At 63.7% G+C, this 22560-nt stretch carries 26 protein-coding genes; 17 read left to right on the forward strand and 9 right to left on the reverse strand.

The features are described from left to right. The first annotated feature begins 26 nt into the window (after positions 1-26). The 4 genes from J3A66_RS18165 (at position 27) to J3A66_RS18175 (ending at position 3100) form a co-directional block, all read left to right on the forward strand. Positions 27-1532 carry a PAS domain-containing protein gene (locus tag J3A66_RS18165; RefSeq protein WP_348634093.1) on the forward strand — a complete coding sequence of 502 codons (1506 nt, stop codon included), beginning with the start codon at positions 27-29 and terminating at the stop codon, positions 1530-1532. A gap of 549 nt (positions 1533-2081) precedes the next feature. Beyond that, on the forward strand, positions 2082-2264 hold the full coding sequence (locus J3A66_RS18170; protein WP_245337146.1) for a hypothetical protein: 183 nt from the start codon (positions 2082-2084) through the stop codon (positions 2262-2264). 109 nt (positions 2265-2373) lie between these two features. Then, a complete protein-coding gene (locus tag J3A66_RS19375) occupies positions 2374-2577 on the forward strand; it encodes a DUF5818 domain-containing protein (RefSeq protein ID WP_245337163.1) in 204 nt (67 codons plus the stop codon). Positions 2578-2683: 106 nt separating this feature from the next. Further along, the gene (locus J3A66_RS18175; RefSeq protein WP_209570589.1) at positions 2684-3100 is read left to right on the forward strand and encodes a hypothetical protein; all 417 of its coding nucleotides are present in this window, start codon (positions 2684-2686) and stop codon (positions 3098-3100) included. 128 nt (positions 3101-3228) lie between these two features. On the opposite strand, the gene J3A66_RS19565 is transcribed toward J3A66_RS18175, so the two are convergent. Both J3A66_RS19565 and J3A66_RS18185 read right to left on the reverse strand, forming a co-directional pair. Next, positions 3229-4515, reverse strand: coding sequence for a type II toxin-antitoxin system HipA family toxin (locus tag J3A66_RS19565; protein WP_209570590.1), 1287 nt, complete (start codon positions 4513-4515; stop codon positions 3229-3231). Next, the gene (locus J3A66_RS18185; protein ID WP_209570591.1) at positions 4512-4796 is read right to left on the reverse strand and encodes a helix-turn-helix transcriptional regulator; all 285 of its coding nucleotides are present in this window, start codon (positions 4794-4796) and stop codon (positions 4512-4514) included. The genes J3A66_RS19565 and J3A66_RS18185 overlap by 4 nt, the downstream gene beginning before the upstream one ends. A gap of 364 nt (positions 4797-5160) precedes the next feature. Between J3A66_RS18185 and J3A66_RS18190 the strand changes: the two genes are divergently transcribed. From J3A66_RS18190 to J3A66_RS18200, 3 genes are all read left to right on the forward strand, one after another. Further along, a complete protein-coding gene (locus tag J3A66_RS18190; protein WP_209570592.1) occupies positions 5161-5367 on the forward strand; it encodes a hypothetical protein in 207 nt (68 codons plus the stop codon). Positions 5368-5468: 101 nt separating this feature from the next. Then, positions 5469-5756: a hypothetical protein gene (locus J3A66_RS18195; protein WP_209570593.1), complete on the forward strand. Its 288-nt coding sequence runs from the start codon at positions 5469-5471 to the stop codon at positions 5754-5756. Positions 5757-5762: 6 nt separating this feature from the next. After that, entirely contained in the window at positions 5763-6053 is a 291-nt protein-coding gene (locus tag J3A66_RS18200) for a DUF1488 family protein (protein ID WP_121905614.1), read from the forward strand. 99 nt (positions 6054-6152) lie between these two features. On the opposite strand, the gene J3A66_RS18205 is transcribed toward J3A66_RS18200, so the two are convergent. From J3A66_RS18205 to J3A66_RS18220, 4 genes are all read right to left on the reverse strand, one after another. Next, the gene (locus J3A66_RS18205; protein WP_209570594.1) at positions 6153-6440 is read right to left on the reverse strand and encodes a hypothetical protein; all 288 of its coding nucleotides are present in this window, start codon (positions 6438-6440) and stop codon (positions 6153-6155) included. A 3-nt stretch (positions 6441-6443) separates the two neighbouring features. Continuing rightward, positions 6444-9707: an error-prone DNA polymerase gene (locus tag J3A66_RS18210; protein WP_209570595.1), complete on the reverse strand. Its 3264-nt coding sequence runs from the start codon at positions 9705-9707 to the stop codon at positions 6444-6446. Next, a complete protein-coding gene (locus J3A66_RS18215; protein WP_209570596.1) occupies positions 9704-11245 on the reverse strand; it encodes a DNA polymerase Y family protein in 1542 nt (513 codons plus the stop codon). The genes J3A66_RS18210 and J3A66_RS18215 overlap by 4 nt, the downstream gene beginning before the upstream one ends. A 163-nt stretch (positions 11246-11408) precedes the next feature. Continuing rightward, entirely contained in the window at positions 11409-12170 is a 762-nt protein-coding gene (locus tag J3A66_RS18220; RefSeq protein WP_209570597.1) for a protein ImuA, read from the reverse strand. 307 nt (positions 12171-12477) lie between these two features. Between J3A66_RS18220 and J3A66_RS18225 the strand changes: the two genes are divergently transcribed. From J3A66_RS18225 to J3A66_RS18235, 3 genes are all read left to right on the forward strand, one after another. Beyond that, positions 12478-12807: a hypothetical protein gene (locus J3A66_RS18225; RefSeq protein WP_245337147.1), complete on the forward strand. Its 330-nt coding sequence runs from the start codon at positions 12478-12480 to the stop codon at positions 12805-12807. Between the two features lie 211 nt (positions 12808-13018). Further along, the gene (locus tag J3A66_RS18230) at positions 13019-13288 is read left to right on the forward strand and encodes an HU family DNA-binding protein (protein WP_209570599.1); all 270 of its coding nucleotides are present in this window, start codon (positions 13019-13021) and stop codon (positions 13286-13288) included. A gap of 50 nt (positions 13289-13338) precedes the next feature. Next, positions 13339-13962: an SOS response-associated peptidase family protein gene (locus tag J3A66_RS18235; protein ID WP_192003447.1), complete on the forward strand. Its 624-nt coding sequence runs from the start codon at positions 13339-13341 to the stop codon at positions 13960-13962. A gap of 42 nt (positions 13963-14004) precedes the next feature. On the opposite strand, the gene J3A66_RS18240 is transcribed toward J3A66_RS18235, so the two are convergent. From J3A66_RS18240 to J3A66_RS18250, 3 genes are all read right to left on the reverse strand, one after another. Continuing rightward, positions 14005-14874 (reverse strand): toprim domain-containing protein, encoded by an 870-nt coding sequence (locus tag J3A66_RS18240; RefSeq protein WP_209570725.1) that lies wholly within the window; start codon positions 14872-14874, stop codon positions 14005-14007. 252 nt (positions 14875-15126) lie between these two features. After that, complete coding sequence (locus tag J3A66_RS18245; protein WP_209570600.1) at positions 15127-15450, reverse strand: single-stranded DNA-binding protein; 324 nt, start codon at positions 15448-15450, stop codon at positions 15127-15129. 51 nt (positions 15451-15501) lie between these two features. Next, positions 15502-16191 carry a hypothetical protein gene (locus tag J3A66_RS18250; protein WP_348634094.1) on the reverse strand — a complete coding sequence of 230 codons (690 nt, stop codon included), beginning with the start codon at positions 16189-16191 and terminating at the stop codon, positions 15502-15504. A 435-nt stretch (positions 16192-16626) separates the two neighbouring features. On the opposite strand from J3A66_RS18250, the gene J3A66_RS18255 reads away from it, so the two are divergent. The 7 genes from J3A66_RS18255 to J3A66_RS18285 all read left to right on the forward strand — a co-directional run bounded on the left by J3A66_RS18255 (position 16627) and on the right by J3A66_RS18285 (position 22559). Beyond that, complete coding sequence (locus J3A66_RS18255; RefSeq protein ID WP_245337148.1) at positions 16627-17256, forward strand: muramidase; 630 nt, start codon at positions 16627-16629, stop codon at positions 17254-17256. Further along, entirely contained in the window at positions 17253-17606 is a 354-nt protein-coding gene (locus J3A66_RS18260) for a hypothetical protein (protein ID WP_209570602.1), read from the forward strand. The genes J3A66_RS18255 and J3A66_RS18260 overlap by 4 nt, the downstream gene beginning before the upstream one ends. Then, positions 17603-18196: a lytic transglycosylase domain-containing protein gene (locus J3A66_RS18265; RefSeq protein WP_209570603.1), complete on the forward strand. Its 594-nt coding sequence runs from the start codon at positions 17603-17605 to the stop codon at positions 18194-18196. The genes J3A66_RS18260 and J3A66_RS18265 overlap by 4 nt, the downstream gene beginning before the upstream one ends. Then, positions 18193-19521 (forward strand): LPD7 domain-containing protein, encoded by a 1329-nt coding sequence (locus tag J3A66_RS18270; RefSeq protein ID WP_209570604.1) that lies wholly within the window; start codon positions 18193-18195, stop codon positions 19519-19521. Before J3A66_RS18265 ends, J3A66_RS18270 begins: the two co-directional genes overlap by 4 nt. 21 nt (positions 19522-19542) lie before the next feature. Next, on the forward strand, positions 19543-19866 hold the full coding sequence (locus tag J3A66_RS18275) for a TrbC/VirB2 family protein (RefSeq protein ID WP_209570605.1): 324 nt from the start codon (positions 19543-19545) through the stop codon (positions 19864-19866). Further along, positions 19859-20083 carry a VirB3 family type IV secretion system protein gene (locus J3A66_RS19380; protein WP_348634095.1) on the forward strand — a complete coding sequence of 75 codons (225 nt, stop codon included), beginning with the start codon at positions 19859-19861 and terminating at the stop codon, positions 20081-20083. The genes J3A66_RS18275 and J3A66_RS19380 overlap by 8 nt, the downstream gene beginning before the upstream one ends. A 109-nt stretch (positions 20084-20192) precedes the next feature. Continuing rightward, positions 20193-22559, forward strand: a complete 2367-nt coding sequence (locus J3A66_RS18285; protein ID WP_209570606.1) for a VirB4 family type IV secretion/conjugal transfer ATPase — start codon at positions 20193-20195, stop codon at positions 22557-22559. The last annotated feature ends 1 nt before the right edge of the window (position 22560 follow it).

The raw sequence follows: 22560 nt of genomic DNA on the forward strand, positions 1-22560 counted from the left end.
CGTTGAGCGCGCGAACGGAGTGACGTGTGCGAGATATCCAGGAAGAAGCGCGGATCGTCCGCGAACTGACGCGCGGCGATAGCGGGTCTGACCCTTTCGCCTCGGCGGTGCGTGCAACGCGCATGCCGATGATCATTACCGACCCGCGGTTGCCTGATAATCCTATCGTGTTTGTGAACGATGCCTTCGGGAAGCTGACTGGCTATGCCCGCAGCGAGATCATGGGGCGCAACTGCCGGTTCCTGCAAGGACCGAACACGGACATGGCCGATGTCGGCCGCGTCCGAGACGCGATACGTGCGCGGGAGTCGATCGAACTCGACCTGCTGAACTACAAGAAGGACGGAACGCATTTCTGGAACCGGTTGCTGGTTTCACCCGTGTTCAACGACGATGGGGTGCTGCTTTATTTCTTCGCCTCGCAGTACGACGTCACTCTCGAGCGCGAACGCCTCGTTAGCCTTCAGCGCGATCGCGATGCCCTCGAAGCAGAGGTGGAACGGCGCATTGCCGAACTCCAGGAGAGCGAGCAGCGGCTCCAATTTGCGCTCGATGCCGGCCGCCTGGGGTCCTGGAGCATCAATCTCGATACGTATAGGCTGACGGCATCTGCCGAATGCAAGAGGATATGCGGTCGTGCACCGAACGATCCTCTGACCCTCGACGAACTGCGAGAGTCGATCCATCCCGAAGACCGGCAGATGCAGGTCGACGGCATAGAGCGCGCTGTGCGAGACCGATCGCTGCTGGACCTCGAGTACCGCTTGCGGACGCCGGCAGGCGAGGAGCGCTGGGTACAAATCCGGGGACAGGCGAGCTACCGCGCCGATGGCACACCCTTGGCAATCGTCGGGACGACCCAAGATGTGACCGCACGAAGGCGCGCTGAGGAGCATCGGACCCTTCTGGCCAACGAGCTAAGCCACAGAGTAAAGAATACGCTCGCGTCCCTGCAGGCGATCGTCTCGCAAACGATGCGCCGGGCAACCTCTGTGCAGGAGGCCGGAACGACGCTGGAAGCACGCATACACGCGATGTCGGCTGCGAATGACTTGCTAATCAGTGGCCGGTTCGAGAGCACATCCCTGCATGCGCTGGTTGAGCGCACGCTTTCCCCCTTCGGGGTGGAAGACGGTCAACGGTTTAAGCTTTCCGGGGAGGACCTTCAGCTCCCGCCCCGCCTTGTTGTCGCATTCGCGCTTGCCCTCCACGAGCTTGCAACCAACGCGGCAAAATACGGCGCGCTATCGACCGCCGATGGCGTGATTGATCTGAGCTGGAAGGTAATGGACGGCTGGCAGCCGCATGATCTCCACCTCACTTGGGTTGAGTCAGGAGGCCCATTGGTTGAACCGCCAACGCAAACCAGCTTTGGCACAAAGCTCATTCAGCGTGTTTTGGCACACGAAACCGGTGGAACGGCTCGTATCTTATACCTTCCTGGCGGCGTCGTGTTCGAAGCCGTCGCACCGTTGGTCGACAGCGCCGACAACGACAACGAGCAGCGTAATAAAGCCGAAGAAAGGAACTAAGGGGCTGGCCTCTCACAAAGCACTAAGCACAGTGCTTTCGGCTTGGCGTTATAGCCCCTATCCGTTTTGCCACTGAGGGTGAACAACAGCCCGTCCCCACAGGGTAGCAAGAACGGACCGGCCACGGCCGGAGGACGACAGCGGCAAGGCATAAACGATACCCGTCATATTAGGCTCCGGCGGTTTTTGCCGTTTTGCTTCGACTTCCCAACCCGGCCATTTCCAAAATTCGATCCTCTTTGGGAAAGCCGACAGTTGCCCAATGTCTGCTATCGCCGCCCGCCTTCCCGAAAGCAGCCTGTCCGCTTTCCACCAGTTTTACCTAAATGCGGACAGTCCGCATGCAGCTTGATCACGCAGATGCCGTAAAAGCCGTACGTTCTTGCCGCTTCGACATCTGCCAGAACGCGGTGCTGTTCTTCATAGGACAACCCTCTTTCGCTTGAAGGTTAGCGAACCTCTTTGCCAAACGACCTCAGCCAATCGGCCGCTAGTGCCCCTGCCGCCTCCGCGACGTTTATGATAGAAGGCCACATGCTCAAGACAAGAATGAAGCGGGTCGCCGATCGCGGCGCTCACGCAGTGCGGCGCCTTGCCGATATCGAAGGCTCGATCGCGAACCTTTCTAACGAAGATCTGCTCGATTTGGCTGACATCTTTAAAGCCGAACCCCGTTCACCAATCGGGGACATGGCTTTCGTCGAAATGGCGCGGCGTAATATCAACCTTTGAAGGCCGCTCGGGAACGGATTAGCAGTATAATGGGGCCAAGCGAGGCACGTCGGTTACGCGCAGGATCGCCCGTAACTTTAATCGATCATGATTGAGTGACGATGCAGCGATGGTAGCGATTGGCACCCGTATCAATGGGATAGGCACTCTGGTCCGCGATGGCGGGGCCTTCTATCTTCGCCGCGATGTCGGTGGACGCTACGAGCTGGAACTACACCGTACCCCCGTAGACCTGGTAGAAAAACGCGTCCGGCTTATCAGCACATTGGTTGGCCCGGATCCGGTAAACGCTGACGGCCTTGCGCCAGCTTAGCGGATCAACAGTGCCTTTGGTTCAGTCGTCAGCCACTGGGCGCAATTCTGATTCAACCTGACTCATTGCCGTTGCGCACAAACCACGAACAGCCATCATCCCGGCCATGGAACAGCGGATCATTCACGCCTGCGGTCATGAGCAGGGTCATTATCTTACCGGTTTTGACAGCCAACAGGAACGCAAAGCCAAATGGCTGAAGACCACTACCTGTCGAGACTGCTTCGTTGCGGAAAAGCGAGCAGAGGAAGCCGCTGCCGCAGCGTTCAGCAGCGCTGCCATCTCCCACCTCGATCTTCCCCCGCTAGCCGGCACCGATCGGCAAATCAGCTGGGCGTCGACGATCAGAACCAAGCGGCTGGCAGCGCTAACCAATCCCGACAGCGACGCTAACTGTTACGCTTGCCTTCAGGTAACTGACGCCAAATGGTGGATCGATCACCGAGATTTGACGGACGTCGATCTGATGGCGGCAGCGGCGCAGGCGACCGACATCCCAGGCGTTACAGGGGTTACCGCTTAATCCGGATATGCCTCGGACGGTAATCGCTCACGTGGTCACCCGTTCCTAACCCGTTTCGCAAGTTCCACCAGGTTCAGGCAATCCGCTTCAGCTCGATAGCATATGGCTTGTCATAACATTGCTGTATCTCACGTCATTACCGCTCTTGCAGCATCGCGCTCCCGATGCTCGAAAGCGTCGGCGAAGCTATCAAGGTCAGCGCCGGTCATGCCAAGCGCACGTCCCTCGTCCTGCCAACCCGCGACGGCCTGCTCAATTTGCGACAGCATTTCCTTCGCGCGCGATTGTGTCAGCCGAAAGTAAGGTAGCACGGACATCAAAGCGTCGATCGTAGCTTCAGGGCCGACCTCTTCCGAGACCCAAGTTTTCAGCTCGCGCAGGCGCTCGGGGAACGGATTGATGTCGAAGGCGGGCGCCAGCCGCCACAGGCCACGGTCGACGTGCAGGAAGCCGTGGTTCATTAGATGGTCGTCGACGTTGGTGATCAGGATCGAAAAGGCGATCCTACGCCATAGCTCCTCGATATCAGCAGTGGGGTTGCTTCCGTTCACACGAAGCGCGTCCACGATCTCGGTGTAAGCGTGTTCCTGTGCGTCTCCTGGTTCCGCGCCAATCATCGTCGCCGCGGAAACGTACATCAACCGCCCGCCCCCGGCGGGCCGATCGAACCGCCGGATCAGCGCGACCGCGTCACCATCGCTGTCGATCAACCGGGCGTTGGCGGCGTCGATGCCGGCGCGACGGGCTAGCCGCATCGCCAGCACCTCCCCTCGCGTCACCGAGCGCTCGTCGGAGACGCTCGGAAACTTGCCGATCGACAAGCGCCCCTCGTCATCGACGACGGTACATTTTGGGCGCAGGCCGCCGAGCGACGTACCGCGACCACGTAGATAGGCAAGATCCGCTGCGGTTTCGGTGTTCGTTTCAACTGCCCGACTGGCGGCCAAGAGATGACCCAGCTCGATGAGGGGTGGTGTGGTGCGGCGACCATCCTCGGTTGCGCGCTGAGCGGTCCCTTGTTCGTCAACGAGACGCAGCGCGCCGACCCGGCTGACGTCGTCGACCGCCAACAGATAATCGAGGCCATTCAGTGCCCGAGCATCGACCTCCTCACCGCGGCGGCGGGCATCTTGCCGCCGCTTGGCATGGTCGCGTTGGATGACGCGCTTCCCCCAGCCGTCCGGTTCGGTGTCAGCGATGGCGGCATGGAAGACGGAGCCGGTGCCCACCTTGCGGTGAAACTGCGGGCCGGCAACGAGCGGCAGCGCGGGCTCAAGGGCGAAGCGGTCGGGGTTGGCCAGCCAGCCGTCATCATATTCGAACCCCGTACTCTCGCGGTTCCCTTGCTGATTGTAGTGCAGCAATCCGACGGCGCGCGCCTCGTCGCCAATCTGGATGCCGATCGTCCGCCTCACAGCGCGGCAGGCGGCTTGGGTCGGCGGACCCGCTGGGGCATGCGCTCCACGTCGAGCAACAGACCCTGCTCGTCGTTCCTGGCGTCGAGGATCTCTCCGAGGCTTTCACCGAACCCCAGGACGAAGAAGGTCATGGCGTATGTGCCCAGTGCGACGCTGGGATCGCCTTTCTCCAGTTTGAGATACGTGCTCTTGGCTACACCGATCCGTTCGGCCATCATGACGACCGTAAGGCTGCGCTTTTTGCGCGCCAGCGCGATATCGGCGCCTAGCTTCGTCAAGCTCCGCCTCACGCGCGGCGGAAGAGTATCACCGACAGTCGATCGCATCTAGCGTCTCATATAAGCGCCCATATGGACAATACGGTGTGTTATACACGACCTTGAGATGCCAGTCGAGATAGCCGGTTCGAGACGCGTTGCCCCGGGTTCTACAGGAGCGGATGCAAGCGCCTGCTCGGGCGGCATCGACAGAACCGACAATCTCAAACAGATCGTCGGCCGTCGCGGCTAGCTCTTCAGGTAGCCGGCGCCGCAGGCGTGGTACGTGCAAGTCGCAAGTCGCAAGTCGCAAGTCGCAGGGCGCGGGGCGCGGGGCTATTGTCGCTAATCTACCGATCATACCGCGCAACCTTCAAGAGGCAGAATGGAAGCTTTAGACGCCCTGAAGACTGCACCCCCCGAGGTGCGCGCAGCGGCGCTCGCCCTTCTCGATCAGGTGTCAGCGCCTCTGACCGAGCGACAACTCGCCGGCGCCTTTCGCGCGCATGGCATCGGGCTGCTCGATGCCAAACGCATGGCGCGAGCCCTGCGAAAGCTCGATATCATCGCGGTCGCACCTCGCGGCCCTTGAAGCTCGAGCATTGTGGGCTTCGGACTGGCACGGACGCGCCCTATCGGGCTACATTCACGATTGCGCTATGCCAAGAACCAGACGCGAGAAGGTAGACGATCATGACAGAAGCGACCTGGGGTGAAAGCGCGAAGACGCCCGAGATCAATTGGCGGATGAGCGCGTCGCTCGAAAACGTCTCGCGCGGCGATAGTGACGTCGCTGAAGTCACCAACCTCGAGCGAGCAGTTCGCGATTGGCGCGGATTGGACCCCGAGCATCAAGCCGCGGCCGTCCTGACGGTAGAGCATCCTGTCCAGATCGAGGGTGCCTCCAGCACGACATTTACCGGTGAGGGTATCGCAGCACTGGCGGAGCAACTGCCGGCTTCCAGCACAACCGAGGAGTAAGCCGGCATGGCCAATCCCAGCGTCCGTTTCGAGATGGGGGACTATTACTGGGTTGCCGAACGCGAGAGCGTCGGTTTCACGGGTACCACCAACTTAGGGGTCGTTGAGTTCCTCATCACCAGCGAGGCTCTGACACAGCTTCTCGATCCTGATCGCGATACGCTCGATTCCGAAACTGCCCTGGAGGTCTTCATCGAGTTCGAGAGCGACATTCACCGCATAGCACAGCGCGAGTTCGTCAAGCGGCTCGGCGGGGAGCCCCCGATCCTGCTGACTGCGGCCGACGTAGAAGGCTGAAGCCGTGGCGGAAGGAACCGCCAGCCGGATCGATCCGTCGCATCCAAACGGGCGCCACCCCCCGGCGTTTTAGCCGACGATGCGGGCGGCCACTCCTTCTCACTGATCGAGCACTTCCTCATATCGGCCCGCACGGCGCAGCTGACGGACAATGCCGTTGAACGCAGCGGTCACCCCCTGTGCCCTGCCGATCTCATTCTCCTGGCGCGCCGCATCCCAATAAAGCTCGAGCGGCCATCGCTCCGGGCAGTGCGGCAGCAGGCACCGAAGCGCCAAGCGAACCTCCGCGCCGTCCACGCGTGCGTCCGAGCAGCGGGCGACGCCGCTCCGCAGGATATGGACCGATAGCGCGATGACGACGCGCTGGTGGCGAGCGAGCTTCGCCATCGCTCAACGAAAGTCATGCGATTTGAAGCGCACCGCGTCCTCAGGGTCCATGCCCTCGGCGTGCGGCGGCCAGTAGCAGTTGCGCGGCTCCGGCTTCCAACCCGCGTCACCCCGGTCAGGCGATCCGGCATGCCTGGCCCCATCGCCGCGGCCGGTCCGATGAGGGAATGACATCTCGCCCACGCGGTGCAGCAGGTCACCATGGTCGACGATCCGGTCGCAGATGACGTGGATCACCTCGCCCTCTTTCTGCACCCTGCCCTTCATGCCGACCATCGACGCGGACATGAGCGTGCGGCGTTGCCGCTCGAACCGGTCCGGCCACAGGATGCCGTTGGCGATTCCGGTCTCGTCCTCGATCGTGATGAACAACACCCCCTTGGCAGACCCGGGCTTTTGCCGGACCAGGATGATGCCGGCGACCTCGACGTGCCGGCCATCCCGGATGTTCGTGAGTTCCGCGCATTTGGTCACGCCGCGTCGCGCAAGTTCACCCCGGACGAACGTCAGCGGATGCGCCCGCAGCGACAGCTGCAGCGAGCGGTAATCCTCGATCACCTCGCGCCCGTCCGTCAACGGACGGAGAGCGACGGACGGTTCGATCCCTTCGGCGCTGATCGTCTCTGCAGCGCGATCCGCAGCCGCGAACAGCGGCAGCGGCGCCTCGCCAAGCCCCCTTACCTTCCACAGCCCCTGCCGGCGATCGGCACCGAAGGCGTGAAACGCATCGGCATCGGCCAGCTTCTCGATCGCCGCGCGCTGGACACCTGACCGGCGCCAAACGTCCTCGACCGAGTCGAACAATGTCGTGCTGCGCGCGCCTACGATCGCAGCCCCGTCGGCGTTCGACAGCCCACGCACCTGGCGCAGGCCGAGCCGCACCGCGAGGTAGCGGCCGCCTGTCGGCTCCAACGTGCAGTCCCAGCGGCTCGCGTTGATGCACGGGGGCCGAACCTCAACATCGTGTGCCTGGGCGTCGCGCACGATCTGCGCGGGGGCGTAGAACCCCATCGGCTGCGCGTTCATGAGCGACGCGCAGAAGACGTCGGGATGGTGATGCTTCATCCAGCTCGAGGCATAGGAAATCTTGGCGAAGCTCGCCGCGTGGCTCTCCGGGAAACCGTAGGAGCCGAAGCCCTCGAGCTGACAGAAGGTGCGCTCGGCGAAGTCGCGAGGATACCCCCGCGCGACCATGCCCTCGACGAGCTTTTCCGAGAAATGCGACACGCCGCCGGTGACCTTGAAGGTCGCCATGGCGCGGCGCAGCTGATCCGCCTCGGCCGGCGTGAAGCCGGCGCCCACGATGGCGACCTTCATCGCCTGCTCCTGGAACAGCGGCACGCCGAGCGTCTTTTCCAGCACGGCGCGCAGTTCGGGCCGGGGATATTCCGGCTTCTCCAGCCCCTCACGCCGGCGCAGATACGGGTGCACCATGTCGCCCTGAATTGGGCCTGGCCGCACGATCGCGACCTGGATCACGAGGTCATAGAATCGGCGCGGCTTCAGCCGCGGCAGCATCGACATCTGCGCACGGCTTTCGATCTGGAAGGTGCCGAGCGTGTCGGCTTTCTGGATCATGGCGTACACCGCCGGATCGTCATCCTGAAGGTCGGCCAGACCGATGCGGATGCCCTTGTCCTGCTCCAGCATGTTGAAGGCGCGGTTCATGCAGCCGAGCATGCCAAGGCCGAGCACATCGACCTTCATGAACTTCAGGGAGTCGATATCATCCTTGTCCCACTCGATGATCTGCCGGTCGACCATTGCGGCAGGCTCGATCGGCACAAGGTCGTCGAGCCGGTCGTGGGTGAGCACGAACCCGCCAGGATGCTGCGACATGTGGCGCGGCACGCCAATCAGCTTGCGGGCGAGTTCGAGCGTAAGCCGCAACCGACGATCGCCCATATCTAGGTTCAGTTCATTGACCTGCTTCTCGCCGACGCCGTCGGCCGACCAACCCCAGACCAGACCCGCCAACGACGACGTCAGGTCCTCGGGCAACCCCAGCGCCTTGCCGACGTCGCGCACGGCGCCCCGCGCGCGGTAGCGCTGCACCACAGCCGTCAGCGCGGCGTGGTTGCGACCGTAGGTTTCGTAAATCCACTGGATGATCTCTTCGCGCCGCTCATGCTCGAAATCGACATCGATATCGGGCGGCTCACAGCGCTCGCCCGAGACGAACCGCTCGAACAGCAGTTCGTGCTTGATCGGGTCGATCGAGGTGATCGCGAGCACGAAACATACGCACGAGTTCGCGGCAGACCCCCGCCCCTGGCACAGGATTCCGCGGCGCCGTGCTTCACGCACGATCGCGTAGACGGTCAGGAAATAAGGGGCGTATGCAAGCTCTGCGATGAGCTTCAGCTCGTGTGTGATCTGATCGGTGTACGCCTGGGGCACCGCCCCATCGAACATCCGGTCGACGGCCTCCAGCGCCAAGCGCTCGAGCGCTTCCTGTGCGCTCAGCCCCTCCAACAGCCGCTCATGCGGGTATTGGTACGCCAGCTCGCCGAGATCGAAGGTACAGGCGCGCGCAATATCGACGCTGGCGCGCAGTGCGTCCGGGTAGGCCTTGAACCGTCGAACCATCTCGGCCGGCGACTTGAGCGCGCGGTCGGCGTTCACCTCTCGGCGATAGCCGAGTTCGTCGACAGTGCACTTCTCTCTGACCGCAGTGACGACGTCCTGCATCAGCCGCGCCTCGGGCGCGTGATAGAGAATGTCGCCGGTGACGACCGCGCGTACGCCTGCGGCCGCGGCTTGGCGGGCCAGTGCATCGATACGGACCGCGTCGTTCGGCCGGCGCCGCTGGTACAGCGCCATATAGCCGCGCTTGCCATACACCGTTTTCAGCTCGGCGAGCGCGACCGCATTATGGTCGCTGGCTTCCCCGGCGAGCAGGATAGCGACCGTTCCTTCGGACCAGGCCACGAGATCGTGCCAGTGCAGCTCGCACTTGCCCTTGCCCGCTCGCTTCTTGCCGACCGTCAGCAGCCGAGTAAGCCTGGACCAGGCGGGCCGATCAGTCGGATAGAGCAGCAGCCGGCGCCCACAGGCGAGATCGACACGGGCACCGGCGATCATCCGCACGCCGGTCGCCTTCTGCGCCTCCCAGCCCCGCACGACCCCGGCGACGGAACCGATGTCCGATAGCCCCAGGGCATCCAGGCCGAGCAGATTCGCGGCCGCGAACAGCTCGTCCGGGCTCGACGCGCCGCGCAGCAGTGAGAAATGCGTGAGCACCTGTAGTTCGACATAATCGGTCATGCGAACACGCCGTGCATCCACCAGCTGAGATCGCCGGTTTCGCTCTCGAAGCCATCACCGCGTCGGAACACCCAGTAGCGGCCGCCCTTGTCATCCTCGACGCGGTAGTAATCGCGCACCGCCCAGACTTCGGCGTCGCGTCGCCACCATTCGCCGTGAATGCGCTCGGGGCCGTCGCCCGCGACGATCATATAGGTCGTGCCGCGCCATTCGAAGCGCCGGGGCGGCTGATCCGGCAGCAGGGCTATCACGCGCGCCAGCGGCTCTGGCCTTGCGAACAACCGAACGGGGCGAACCCATTCTGGCCAGCCGCCGGGTGCGTCGACAGGGTCCGAGCGAATCACTGCGCGCTCGGGCACATGGCTTTCGACGGGCGAGAGGCGGTACACCGCGCTTGCGCCAATCCTGCCGGCGACGACGTCGACCAAGCGGGCAGGATCGCGCACCAATGTCTCGCCTGCCAGCACGGCTCCCAGGTTGATGGCATCAAGCGGTTCGGTGTGGGGTGCGACCAGCGTGAACTGCTCAATGCCGAGCCCGGGATCGATCCGGTCGATGCGAAGCTTCAGAAGGCGTAGGAGATGCAACACTTCCCGCGTCGGGCGGGACGTGCCGACAGCGACCACTTGCTCGCCTCCATCGATCCGCAGCCCTACCAGCCGTAAGGCGCGAGCGCCGAGCCCTCTCGCCTGCAGCACCTCGGCGAGATCGGCGAGCAGGTCTCCCATGACGCGCTCTATCGCCTCCGCGGTGCAGATGGGCTCCAGCAGGCGCCGTTCGACGATCGGCACCTCGGCATCCTGGCGCGGCGTAATTGGCTCGGCGACGCCGCCCAGCGCCTGATCGAGCCGCATGATTGCGGCTAGGCCGAGACGGCGCGCTAGCGGCCCCCGGGCGACAGGCAGAAGATCCGCGACCGTCTCGAACCCGAACTTGCGGCCAGCGGTCAGCGCTATGCTGTTCAAACGAAGTGCTGCGATCGGCAAAGGTCCGAGCGCTTCAACGGTACGCCCCGACGGCACGATCGTGAGAGCGGCGCGCCCAAAGCGAGCGACCGCGTGCGCGGCGCCTGGCGTGTCCGCTACCGCAACACGGGCCGTGAAGCCGGCGCGCTGGCAAAAAGCGCGCAGCCGCTGGCAGAAGCGCTCCTCGCCGCCATGAAGATGCTCGCAGCCGGTCAGGTCGAGCCACAGCCCGTCGGGTGGTGTTGCCGCAGCGATCGGTGTCCAACGACGCACGGCGCGCAGAGCCAGATGGTCGAGTAACGCCGCATCTGCTTCCGGCTCAGCGGGACGGAAATCGAGGTCCGACACCAAAGCGCGGGCGTGCGTTGCAGCCATGCCGACGACGATCCCGAGGCTTGCAGCCGAAGCGCAGGCTGCCACGACCTCTTCCCGCCGACCGACCTTACCGATCAACGCGAGCGGCGACGCATGGAAGGCGGCGACCGTTGCTTCTACCGACATGGCTTGATCTGCTGGCGCATCGCCGCGGTACGGGTGGACCGCCGCTTCCGAGCGCCGGCCGAGTTCGCGCATCGGCGGTTTCGCATGTGCCGGGAGCGCTGCGATCTGACTTTCGACGTCGGTGCTCTCCGGCGCGTCCGTACGGGCCCAGCGCGCACCGGGTCGCCATCCGTCACCACGCGGAACGGAACAGGCGCCGGGATTGTCGTCGACAGGAAGCTGGAGCGCGATGGGCCTAGGCCGCGGCATAGCGTGCCGGTCCAGCCGTCTCAGCCGTTCGATGGCCAAGTGCGGCAGGAACAGCGAGACAACCCGTCTCATCGCACCCCTCCACGATCATAGAAAACGATGTGCCACTACGCTGGCGGGCAAGCTCGATCGACCAACGTGGCCGCCCTACCCCGGCGACGCTCAGGCGTTCGGACGGCGCACTGGCAATCCGCCAGCGGGTCCACGCGGCCGACGGCTCGCCAAGCGGATCCTGCTCGCGACCGCGTCGTCGCCGAAGGAGGAGCACAGGAATGTCTGCGTCGGCCGCAACCAGTTGAAGCCGGCGCGTCGCCACCATCGAGACCTGCCGTGCTTCCGCGATAACCGCAGACGGTGTGCCGTCACGCACCGCGTCTTCGATGACGGCCAGCAGCGCTGCGTCATCGAGCGGCTGCGCATAGATCACGTTCGCGGAAAGCAGGCCTGCCTGATCGAGGCCGGGGGCGTAAAGATCGTTACGGCAACTTGCCCACAATACCGGCCCGCCGGTTCGGGCTGACTCGCGTGCTGCAATGCCGGCGAGGAACAGCGTGGTCGCTGCGTCGTCGACCAGCGAGCAGCTATGCGCTGCGGCCTCGTGGAGCGCTCCCGTGCGCAGGCCCCCGCCACTCAGACGGCTATCGATGCTCTTGATTTCGAACGGCAACACCCGGTAGTCGGCGACGGGAACCGCAATCGTTCGCAGCTGCGCGAGACTTTGCTGAAGGTTAGTGGGCGCGGCAAACATAATAAACTCAAACTCGATTCGTTCTCTCTATGTTCCGCTCATGGTAGCGCTCCGTCAAGGCGATTCCGGCAAGCGGTTAGACCAAATCGGGATTCGACGGATGACTGCGGGACGGAACGGCTGCGCAACATACGGCAAACAAATCAGGAAGATTTCTCTTTCGTTCTGCCACCGGCTGACTCATAGAATCGAGATGCCGATCCGCCCCGAAAACCGCTGGCTTTACCCGATCGATTGGCGGCAGCTATCCGACGTGATCCGGTTCGACCGAGCCGGCGCGCGCTGCGAGCATTGCTCGAGACCGCACATGCGACGGGTCGCCCATCTCGGCGACGGTCGTTGGTGGGACGCAGAGGCCGCATGCTGGCGATCAGCGCGTGGCAAGCGGATCACGCTGAAGGGCGACTTCATCCTCAAGTCGGTGCGAACGACCTATGTCGTGCTCGCCTGCGCGCATCTCGATCACGATCCGGGCAACAGCATGCCCGGCAATCTCGCGGCGCTCTGCCAGCGCTGCCATATGATCCACGATGCGGCCGAGCATCGATGGCAGCGCTGGTGGAACGTCTTTCGCCTGCGCGCGATCCGCGACCTGTATGAGGATCCGCGCGTCACCCGGGAGCGGGGTGCACGGTAGGTGGCCACGCCAAGGTTTCGCGTCTGCCGAGGCGCCCGTTGGGCGGACGCTCCTGTCCGCACGCAGTCCGATATTCTCGACGACGTGATGATGTGCCAACGTTCGAACAGTCGAGCGAAAGACCGCGACGTCGGCCGCGTTGCGCAGCGTCGTTGAAACGTTGCTCGTCATGGCTAAGGTCGTGTGAGTTTCACAAGGGAAGTACACGAGCATGAATATGGGTGAACTGGTCAAGGCCGTCGCTGGTACGACGAGCACGAGCGAGGCAGAAGCCAAGGCCGCGATTGCCGCCGTGTTCGAGCATATCGCAGGCGCAGCCGCAAAGGGCGAAGAGGTCTCGATTGCCGGCTTCGGCAAGTTCTCAGTCAAGGATCGTCCCGAGCGCCAGGGCCGGAACCCGTCGACTGGCGAGGCGATGACGATCGCGGCGTCCAAGAAGGTCTCGTTCACGCCCGCCAAGGGCCTGAAGGACAAGCTCTAAGACCAGAGTGTCGGCGGGCAAGCTCGCCGGCACCACGATAGGGTGCTCGGATGTGCAATCGATACAGGCTGACGGCGAAGCAGGCGGAGATCGCCGCGACGTTCGGCATCAGGCCGCCTTATGAGCCCGACGAGACCTATCCAGCCCCCGACATCTTTCCGACGGGCAAGAAGACGCCGTTTTACGGCCAGGTGGTCGTCCAAGACGGCGCCGACCGGAAGATCGAGCGGATGGAGTGGGGTGTACCGACGCAGGTGCCGAGCAAGCGCGATCCAGCGGTCAAGCTCACCAAGTACGTGACCAACGTGCGCAATCTCAACTCGAGCTTCTGGCGGTCGATGCTGACAACGCCGGCGCGCCGTTGCCTGGTGCCGGTAACAGCGTTCTCCGAGTTCGGGATCGCGCCTGGCGAGGACGGCAAGAAGCCGCTGCACTGGTTCGACGTGCCTAGCCGCTCGATTTTTGCCTTTGCCGGGATCTGGCGACCGACCGAGCGCGGGAATGCCTATGGGTTCTTGACCACCGAGCCGAATGCGATCGTCGCGCCGATCCATCCAAAGGCGATGCCGGTGGTCCTTCACGACGACGACTATGATCGCTGGCTATCGGCACCATGGGACGATCTGAAGGGGCTCGTCGCCCCCTACCCTTCCCAGTTGATGCGGCTCGGCTGACACGCCCATGATCCGCATAATTCAGCTGCCGCAGTTGCGGTTTCATGCGCTCCGCTGGTGCGCGCGCCAGGCGTCGTTCCAGTCGTCATGATGCTCGGGCACGCGACTGATGAGCTCGCGCCCGTTCGCTGCCAAGTGATCGCGTGCCTTTTCCAGCAGGCGGTCGGCCGCGCGGCCTCGGTCACCGTAAACGATCACCCGGCGGACCTTCTCCGGGATCGCGACGAAGGCTAGCCGTTCTACACCGCCCAGCGCCCATGTCGGCGTCCCGAACCATTGCGTCGCCGATCGGGCGTCCTCGATCCCTTCGGCAAGGCCCAGCTCGTCGGTCGCAGACGCAAGACGGATCGCTGCTGTGCCGAGCAGTCCGAGCGCAACCTTCGGCTTTGGGATGGGCTTGCGCAGCACATCGACAGGATCGAGGAAGGTCCGCTGGACAGCAACCAGTCCGACGTCGTTTTCGACTGCGGCGATCATCGCGGGCATTACGCGTCTGTCGGCACCGGAGCCGAATATGGTCGCCGGGTTGAAGCGCAAAGCTTTGGGATAGGGCGCGGAGAGGCCGCGGGCGACGAGATAGGCTTCGGCGAGCGTGCCCGCGACCGGCACGCTGGCATTCCAAAGACGCAGGGCGAGCGCGCCCATGTCGCGCTTTGGTTTTCCCTCCGGCATTGCCACCGCAGAACGGTCGTGGAGCTTTTGGCGCTGAAGCGCCTTGAGCACCTCGGGCACTGTACAGCCAGCAAAACAGTGGAAGAGGATCGCCGAATCGCCGAGGCGGACGGACAGGCTGGGTGAGCCATCGTCATGGGCCGGGCAACGGCATTCGCCGCGAGTGCCACGCCATACCCCGCCGAGCTGTTCGACAATGTTCCTTGCTCGAACTTCGGCATCGAGCGGTAGTCTCGCCATCGGCCACGTCCTGTGAAGCTGATAGGTTTCGGTCACTTTTGGCCTCCGGAAAATATCACCGAAGGCACAGGCGGCATCCTCCACTCTGGATGGTCGGCAGGAGCCGATCGGCAGCGCGCTGCGCGATGATCTCTTTCGTCCGGGTGGCGACCCAAGCGAGGATCGTCACCCAACCGGGCCGAGACTGCTACGCGGGCTGGATCGCAACGCGGCGGAGGTGGAGCCGTGCCGCCAACCCGCTCCCGCCCCCAATCAGCTATGCTCGGCTTCGGCCTTGGTCAGGATCGAGAAGGTTTCGGCAATCAGCTCGGTGCGGTAGGAAACCTCGTTGCCTTCGCCGTGGTTGCTCTCGCGGACCCGGCCGGTGACATGCACCAGATCACCCTTCCCGGCTGCTTCGACCTGGGGTCCGACATTGGAGAAGCACACGACGCTGTTCCACAGCGTGTCGGTCTTCCAGTCGTCGCCGTCGCGGCGGTTATAATTGGCGGCGACGCTCACATAGGTGACCTTCTCGCGCGCCGTGATTTTGCCGATGCGACCGATGATCCGGAACTCGGCAATGTTCTGTGGCATGATTTCCTCCTTCGTTGATGTTCGGATCGGATCCGGCGGGCCTGTGCGCGCCTAGTCGCGCTCCTCTTGGCGGTGCGCAAAGTGGTAGCGCGCCACATTCTCGGGCGTCGCGTATGTGTCGTAGGCCTTCGTCCAGTCGCGCCGGATGGCCCGCTGCGCCATCCGAAGTGCCACGCGGCGCTCGCAAACCAGTCGCCACAAGACATAGGCCAAGGCGTTCTTGTCGGCCGCGTTCGCCTGGCCGCGCCGGGGCTGGAGCCACAGATCACGCAGGTCGAGCGGCGCGCCGCCAAGCGAGATCGGGATCAGATGGTCGAGTTCGTAATCAGCGAAGGACTCGCCCGGATGCTGCGCGTCCATCAAGCGCCGTTTGACGGGCGCGGTAACCGCGAAGGAGGGGCGGACCGATCGCGCATAGCCGGGTCGGCAGATCGTCGTGCCGATGTTCGCCTGAGTGATAGAGGGATCGACGGCCCCTGGCGTATCGCGGGGCGGCAGGATGCTGGTTCGGTCCACCCGCAAGAAGGGATTGCGGAGCGCCGTCGATAGGCCGGAAACGGCATCGCAGAAGTCATGGGTCGCAGCGACGCTGCAGGCCGAAACCTCACCGCGCCTCCCAGCCCGCTTGTCGTCGAACGGCCGATACCAGAAGCCGATGGCGATCAAGAGCGCCAACCCGCCCGGTATAGCTTGCAGCTTCAAGAGCGCATGGCCCGTATATCCACCATCGTCCCAGTCCACTCGAAACCACTCGACAACTGAATCAGCTAGGTGCTGGCCTAGCTAACAATTGCCTAAAGCCGTTTGAAACGAATCTCCCGTGATCATGGTGCAATACCGCACCTCTAGCCGCAATAGATTACGCCTTATCACTCCATAATAGCGAATGGATCGCTCCAGATGTATTGTTGTTTGCCTTATGCTTCAGGTTTAGTCTTTTGATGTCGATGTCCTCTAGTCGCTGACATCTGCTTTGGTTCAATTCAGCAATGGTGCATTGGTGTGCTTCCGGCGAGTATCGTAGCGAAGGCAATTCAACTCTGTGCCGCCGGGCTAGCCGGGGCCGGAACGCCATCTCCCGCGTCGCTCGCAATCTCCGTTCGTTCGGGTGCGGTCCTCGCTCGGCAGCCCGGCAACGCAGCTGACGCAGAGGCGACGGTGCGTGATCTGATCGCGTTGGGCGCGGACTTCGAGGCGGGGCCGCTGGCGATCCGCGGCCGTGATTTCGCGACTTACGGTATCACGCTGGCAACGGTTTTTGATGCCTGCGCGCTCTCGCATATCGACGACGACCGGTCTTCTATCGGCTCCGTGGGCGCGCTCTCGGCGTCGAACGTCGCAGCCCTCGTTCGTCGCGCCTTTGGCTCGCGGATCACCGATACGATCCGCCCGATGAACGCCAGCTACGGCGCGCGGTATAGCTGGCACAAATTCGGCCAGGCGGTCGATTTCGTTCCCGCAGGCGGCGTCCACGCGATCGACCGCGAGCAGATTCGCGCCGTCATGGCACACAGCGGTATCCGTATCATAGAGCTGCTCGGGCCGGGCGATCGCGGTCACGCGAACCACTGGCATGTGGCGTTCGCGAGGCCCGGCCAGATCATCGACCGGAGCCGACCAATCGAAGGCGACGAGGACTGGCTCATAACCGTCGCCCAAGGCGACGGGCCGTCCTCGCCGACGCCGGTCAGAGCCGAGGCGTCGACCGCGCCCGCGTCGACCCTCGCCTTTGACGCGAAAGCCCCGCGGCAATGGGACGTGTTCGCAACCGAGGAATGGCGGGCAGCTCATGGAGGTGGCTCATGATCCGACATTTGATAACCAAGTGGGTCGGCGCTACTGGCACCATCGCGCTGTGCGCGGCCGGCGTCGTGGCGGTTGCGGCCCCGCAACCCGCCTACGCATCGAACTGGGGGTGTCAGGTGGTCCTCTGCCTCGCGACGCCCGGTTCGCCGACGAAATATGCCCAGTGCGTCCCCCCGATCACGAAACTCTGGAACGCGCTCGCTATCGGCGGCTCATTCCCGACCTGCTCCGGGGTCGGCGTCAAAACGAAGAAGGCCAAGCACGGCTACGACCTGACCGTGACACAGGCCAATGGCAGAACGTCGCGGTACACGCTCGACACCCGCTCTCAGACGGTGACGCCGCAATGATCCACACCGTCGCCGCGATCACCATGTTTGCGCAGCAATGCGCGCCTGAAATCGCGGCCGAGGCGGTTGTTCCCCTCGTCGTGACCGAGAGCGGCGGCAATGATCTTTCGATTAATATCAACAAGGGGCCGCGCGTCCGCGCCGCGTCTATCGCCGATGGCGCTGCGCTGGTGCGCCGGTATATGGCGGCAGGCTATACGGTCGATGTCGGCCTGGCGCAGGTGAACTCGGCCAATTTCGCGCGATTGGCTGTCACCGTCGAGCAGGCCTTCGACCCTTGTACGAACCTGCGGCTCGCATCCTCAATACTGCGGGCGGGATATGGCCTCGCGATCCAGCATTATGCGGGGCTGGACGCGATCTCTGCGACCTACTCGCTCTACAACACCGGCACGTTGACGCGCGGTTTCCGCAATGGTTATGTCGGTCGCATCTGGTCGGCCGCGAGCCACATGGGGACGATCCAGACACCCCCGCCCATCCCGGGCTCGGCGCCGATCGCCACACCCGCCCCGCCCAAGCAAGCGATCTCCGAAGCTAGCTGGGTGTTGGGGCAGATCGATTCCAGCGCGGTTCAGGTCTTCAAATGAGCGCGGATAACAGCGTTGCGCGAGCCGGCCTCGACGCGGAGGCGCAAGCCGGACAGGCGGCGTTCCAGATTCCGCCAGAGCTGGCGACACGTTATCAGGTGCGGATCATCGAGCCGTCCGACGGCAGCGAGCGCCGCGTCGGCATGTTCCTGCCGACAGATCGTGAGAACCCGTCGATCGAGATCGCCGGCGATCGCATCATTGCTCGAAACGAGGATCCCGAGACCGTCTCGGCCCTCGTCACGATCGCCAAGCACAATGGCTGGGAGGGGATCGACGTCGAAGGTTCGCCAGAATTTCGTCGGGCCATGTGGACGGCTGCGTCGCGCGAAGGCCTGACGGTGCGCGGCTATCAACCGAGCTTCGACGAACAGGCGCGAATGGAGGAGATGCGTCGCGCCGAAGCTGCACGACGCGACCGCGGCGTGGCGGAGAAGCCGGCTCCGACCGTCGAACCCGTCGCTCCGCCGGCGGCTATCGGAACGGTCGCCTCGACTATCCTGGCGCCGACTACCCAAGCGGACAAGTGGGCCGCGCCACCGGCGTTGCAGAGCGAAAACAGCACCGAATTGTCCGACGCGGACAAGCGGCTCCTGTTGACGGTGAGCGTCCACACGCAGGATCACAAGGCACTCCACGCGGCGGTCGGCGAGGACATGGAGCCCTTGCGGAGGGAGGTTCAGGCCGAGCGCATCGATCTGAACAGGGATGCGCTGAACGGGGCGCTGGAGCGAGCCTTGGAAAGCCCAACGCTGGTCAGCGCCTTCTCCAGGTCCGGTTATGAACCCGACGATCTGCGCCAGATGGCGGGCGATGGCGCGTGGGACGGCGAGATCGCAGACGCGATCTACCTCGTCCGTTCCGGGCTCAGCCGGCACGAAGTCGCCCGCGAAACCGGTGGGAGCGTGCCGCTGGACGGCGCGCTCGCCCCCACGCCCGAAAACCGCCTGGCCGGCGAAGCGACGGCTGCGCCCGAGCGACAGCCCGAACAGGAACCCCATATCGTTCGGGAGGAGCGCCTTCATCAGGCCGCGCCTGAGCGACGTAACGAAAATGACGAACTGGCCGAGCTGTTCCTGCATGGCGGGGCGGAGCGGATTGCCGCCGAACCGCGCCTCGCCAATGCGCTGCAGGCGCAGGCGGCGATGGATCAGCATCTCGGTGCGGCTTTCGAAGGGGACACGGACCGGATGGCGTCCGCAAGCGTCGAGAGCCGCCACATGATCTCGGACGTGCTGCGGCGCGGCTTGGATGTTTCGGTCCGCGAGCCGGCGCCTGTTCGCCAGGTCGAGCCGATCCGCCCCACCCACGATTTCGAGAGGTAACCTTAAGCCATGGAGACCCGTATGAAGTTCACTCAAGGCACGGGCCGGATGTTGTCCGACGCCCGCGCCCGGCAGGTCATCGGCTTTGTCGGTGCGCTCGCCCTCATTTCAATCGCTCAGCCTGCTTTTGCCGATGGGACCGCGATCGAAGGCGGCCTCAACACTATCAAGACGTGGATGACCACGGTTGCGTCCGTGGTCGGCGTCATCGCCGTCATGGCGGTCGGCTATGCCAAACTGACCGGTCGCATGGACTGGGGAAAAGCGGTCACGGTGCTGATCGGTATTGGCATCATCTTCTCGGCCACTACGATCGTCGGCTGGATGAGCAGCTCGGGTGGCTGACGCGGAGAAGCTCGCCGAGGATAAGGTGTTCCTCGCCCTGACCAGACCATCAGTGTTCATGGGATTGCCGCTCGAGGCGATCCTGCCGATCATCATGGTCTGCATGGTGATCTGGGGGATCTTCCACAATCCGTTCTACCCCCTCGCCTTGTTCGGAGCGCTCTACTTCCCGGCGCGCATGATCTGTCACTACGACTTCAATGCTTTCCGGCTGTAGGGCCTGTGGTTCCAGACCGGCTTCCTATCCAAGAACCGCAGGTTCTGGGGTGGCGGGAGCTACTCTCCGGTTCGCCTCGCCAAAGGCGTGAAGCGGAAGCATTTCGGCAATGACTGATTTCAAGCTGAGGCATAAGAAGATCGTGGTTCGCGAGACGGATGACATCAAGTTCATTCCCTACACGCGGCACGTCGACGACACGCTGGTTGCGCTCGAGGACGGCTCGCTCATGCGCATGTACCGCGTCGATGGGCGGCCGTTCGAGACCAGCGACGTCGGCGACCTCAACACCTGGCATAACAAGCTCAACATCGCGTGGCGCTCGATTGGCGACGATCGCGTCGCGCTGTGGACCCATCTCGTGCGGGCAGCGACCGACCCCGTTCTCGGCGGCGACTTCCATTCCGACTTCGCGCGAACCTTGCAGGAAAAATACGCCGACACGCTGAAGGAGAAGGTTCTCTACCACAACGAGTTCTATGTCACAATCATCGTCCGGCCGTCGAGCATGGCCGGCGAGCAGGTGACGCGGCTTTTCTCGAAGCGGAAAGCCAACGCCGCGATCGACGATCGCGCGCTCACGATCATGGCGGACAAGTGCCGCGACTTCGAAACGCTGCTCGCTGATGTCGCGCCGGAACCGCTCTCGATGTATGAGCACAACGGCATCCTGTTTTCGCGACCGATGGAGGTGCTGCACTTCATCCTGACCGGCGACCGCATCCGCATGCCGCTGCTCGATGGCAGGCTGGGTCAAGCCCTGTATGCGTCACGGGTGGTGTTCGGTCGCGAGGCGGCCGAGATCCGTCTGCCGCACACGTCGCATTACCTCGGCATGTTCGGCGTACGCGAGTATGTCGCTAGCACCAGGACCGGTCAGTTCAACAGCCTGCTCACCCTCGACTTTCCGTTCGTGCTGACCCAGAGTTTCGCGCCGTTGGTGAAGTCGGTCGCGAGCGAGCGGTTCACCAAAAAATACAAGCAAATGGTCTCCTCGGACGATGCCGGCGTCAGCCAGGCGGAGGAGCTGCTCGACGGCGTCGACGATCTGATGGCGAACCGCTTCGCCATGGGCGAGCATCACCTCTCGATCGCGGTAATCGACGAGAACCCGAAGCGGCTGCTGGAACGCTTGTCGATCGCACGATCGGCAGCGGCCGATACGGGCATGGTGATGGCGCGCGAGGACGTCGCGCTGGAGGCCGCCTTCTGGGCGCAGCTTCCCGGCAATTTTCGGATGCGCGCGCGCCCCGCGGTCATCAACACGCGCAATTTCGCAGGCTTGAGCCCGTTCTACACCTTCCCGGCAGGCCGCAAGTCTGGAAACCACTGGGGCGAGGCGGTAACGCTGCTCAAGACGCGCGCGGGCTCGTCCTTCTGGTTCAATTTCCACCGGGCCGACATCGGCCACACGCTAATCATCGGGCCAACGGGTGGCGGCAAAACGGTGCTGCAGAACTTCCTGCAAGCGCAGCTCGAAAAGACCGGCGCAAAACAGGTGTTCTTCGACAAGGACCGCGGTGCCGAGATCTTCGTGCGCGCCTGTGGCGGCACCTATCTGGCGCTGCGCGACGGCGAGCCCACCGGCTTCGCGCCGTTGAAGGGTCTCACCCCGTCTCCGCACGACATCGCGTTTCTGCGGCAGTTCATTCGTGTCCTGGTACGCCGGGACAACCGGCCGCTCAGCGTCGCGGAAGAGCGACTGATCGACGAGGGTATCGAGGCGGTGATGCGGCTGCCAGCGCCGTCGCGCTCCTTCAGCGCCCTGCGCGAGATGCTCGGCTACGCCGATGCCGAGGGCATCGGCGCCCGGCTGGAGCGCTGGTGTCTGGGCGGCCCGCTCGGCTGGGCCTTTGACGGTCCCCAGGACGAAGTGTCGATGTCGGCGCGGTTCATCGGCTTCGACATGACGGACTTCCTGGAGAACCCTGAGATCCGCACTCCCACGATGTTGTACCTCTTCCACCGTGTTGACGAGTTGCTGGACGGGCAGCGTGTCGTGGTCGACGTCGACGAGTTCTGGAAGGCGCTTCAGGACGAGGCCTTTCGGGCGTTCGCGCAGGACGGTCTCAAGACCTTCCGTAAGCGCAACGCCTTCATGGTATTTGGCACGCAGTCCCCGGCCGATGCGCTGCGCTCGCCGATCGCGCACTCGATCATCGAGCAGACCGCAACCAAGATCCTGCTTCCAAACTCGGACGCCAAGCGATCGGATTATTGCGACGGGCTCGGCCTGACGGATGCGGAGTATCGGCTGATCCGTGAAGACCTGACGCCGGAGAGCCGGACCTTTCTGGTCAAGCAAGGGCATACCTCGATCGTTGCGAAGCTCGATCTCGGCGGGATGCCCAATGAGCTGAAAGTGCTTTCTGGCCGCGAGGAAACCCTCGTCGCCATGGAGGAGGCCATTGCCCTGGCGGGCAACGATCCTGCGGCGTGGCTGCCGCATTTCTATGCCAACCAAAGGAGAAGCTGAC

It is taken from the genome of Sphingomonas sp. PvP018, assembly GCF_017876865.1.
GTDB lineage: Bacteria > Pseudomonadota > Alphaproteobacteria > Sphingomonadales > Sphingomonadaceae > Sphingomonas > Sphingomonas aerolata.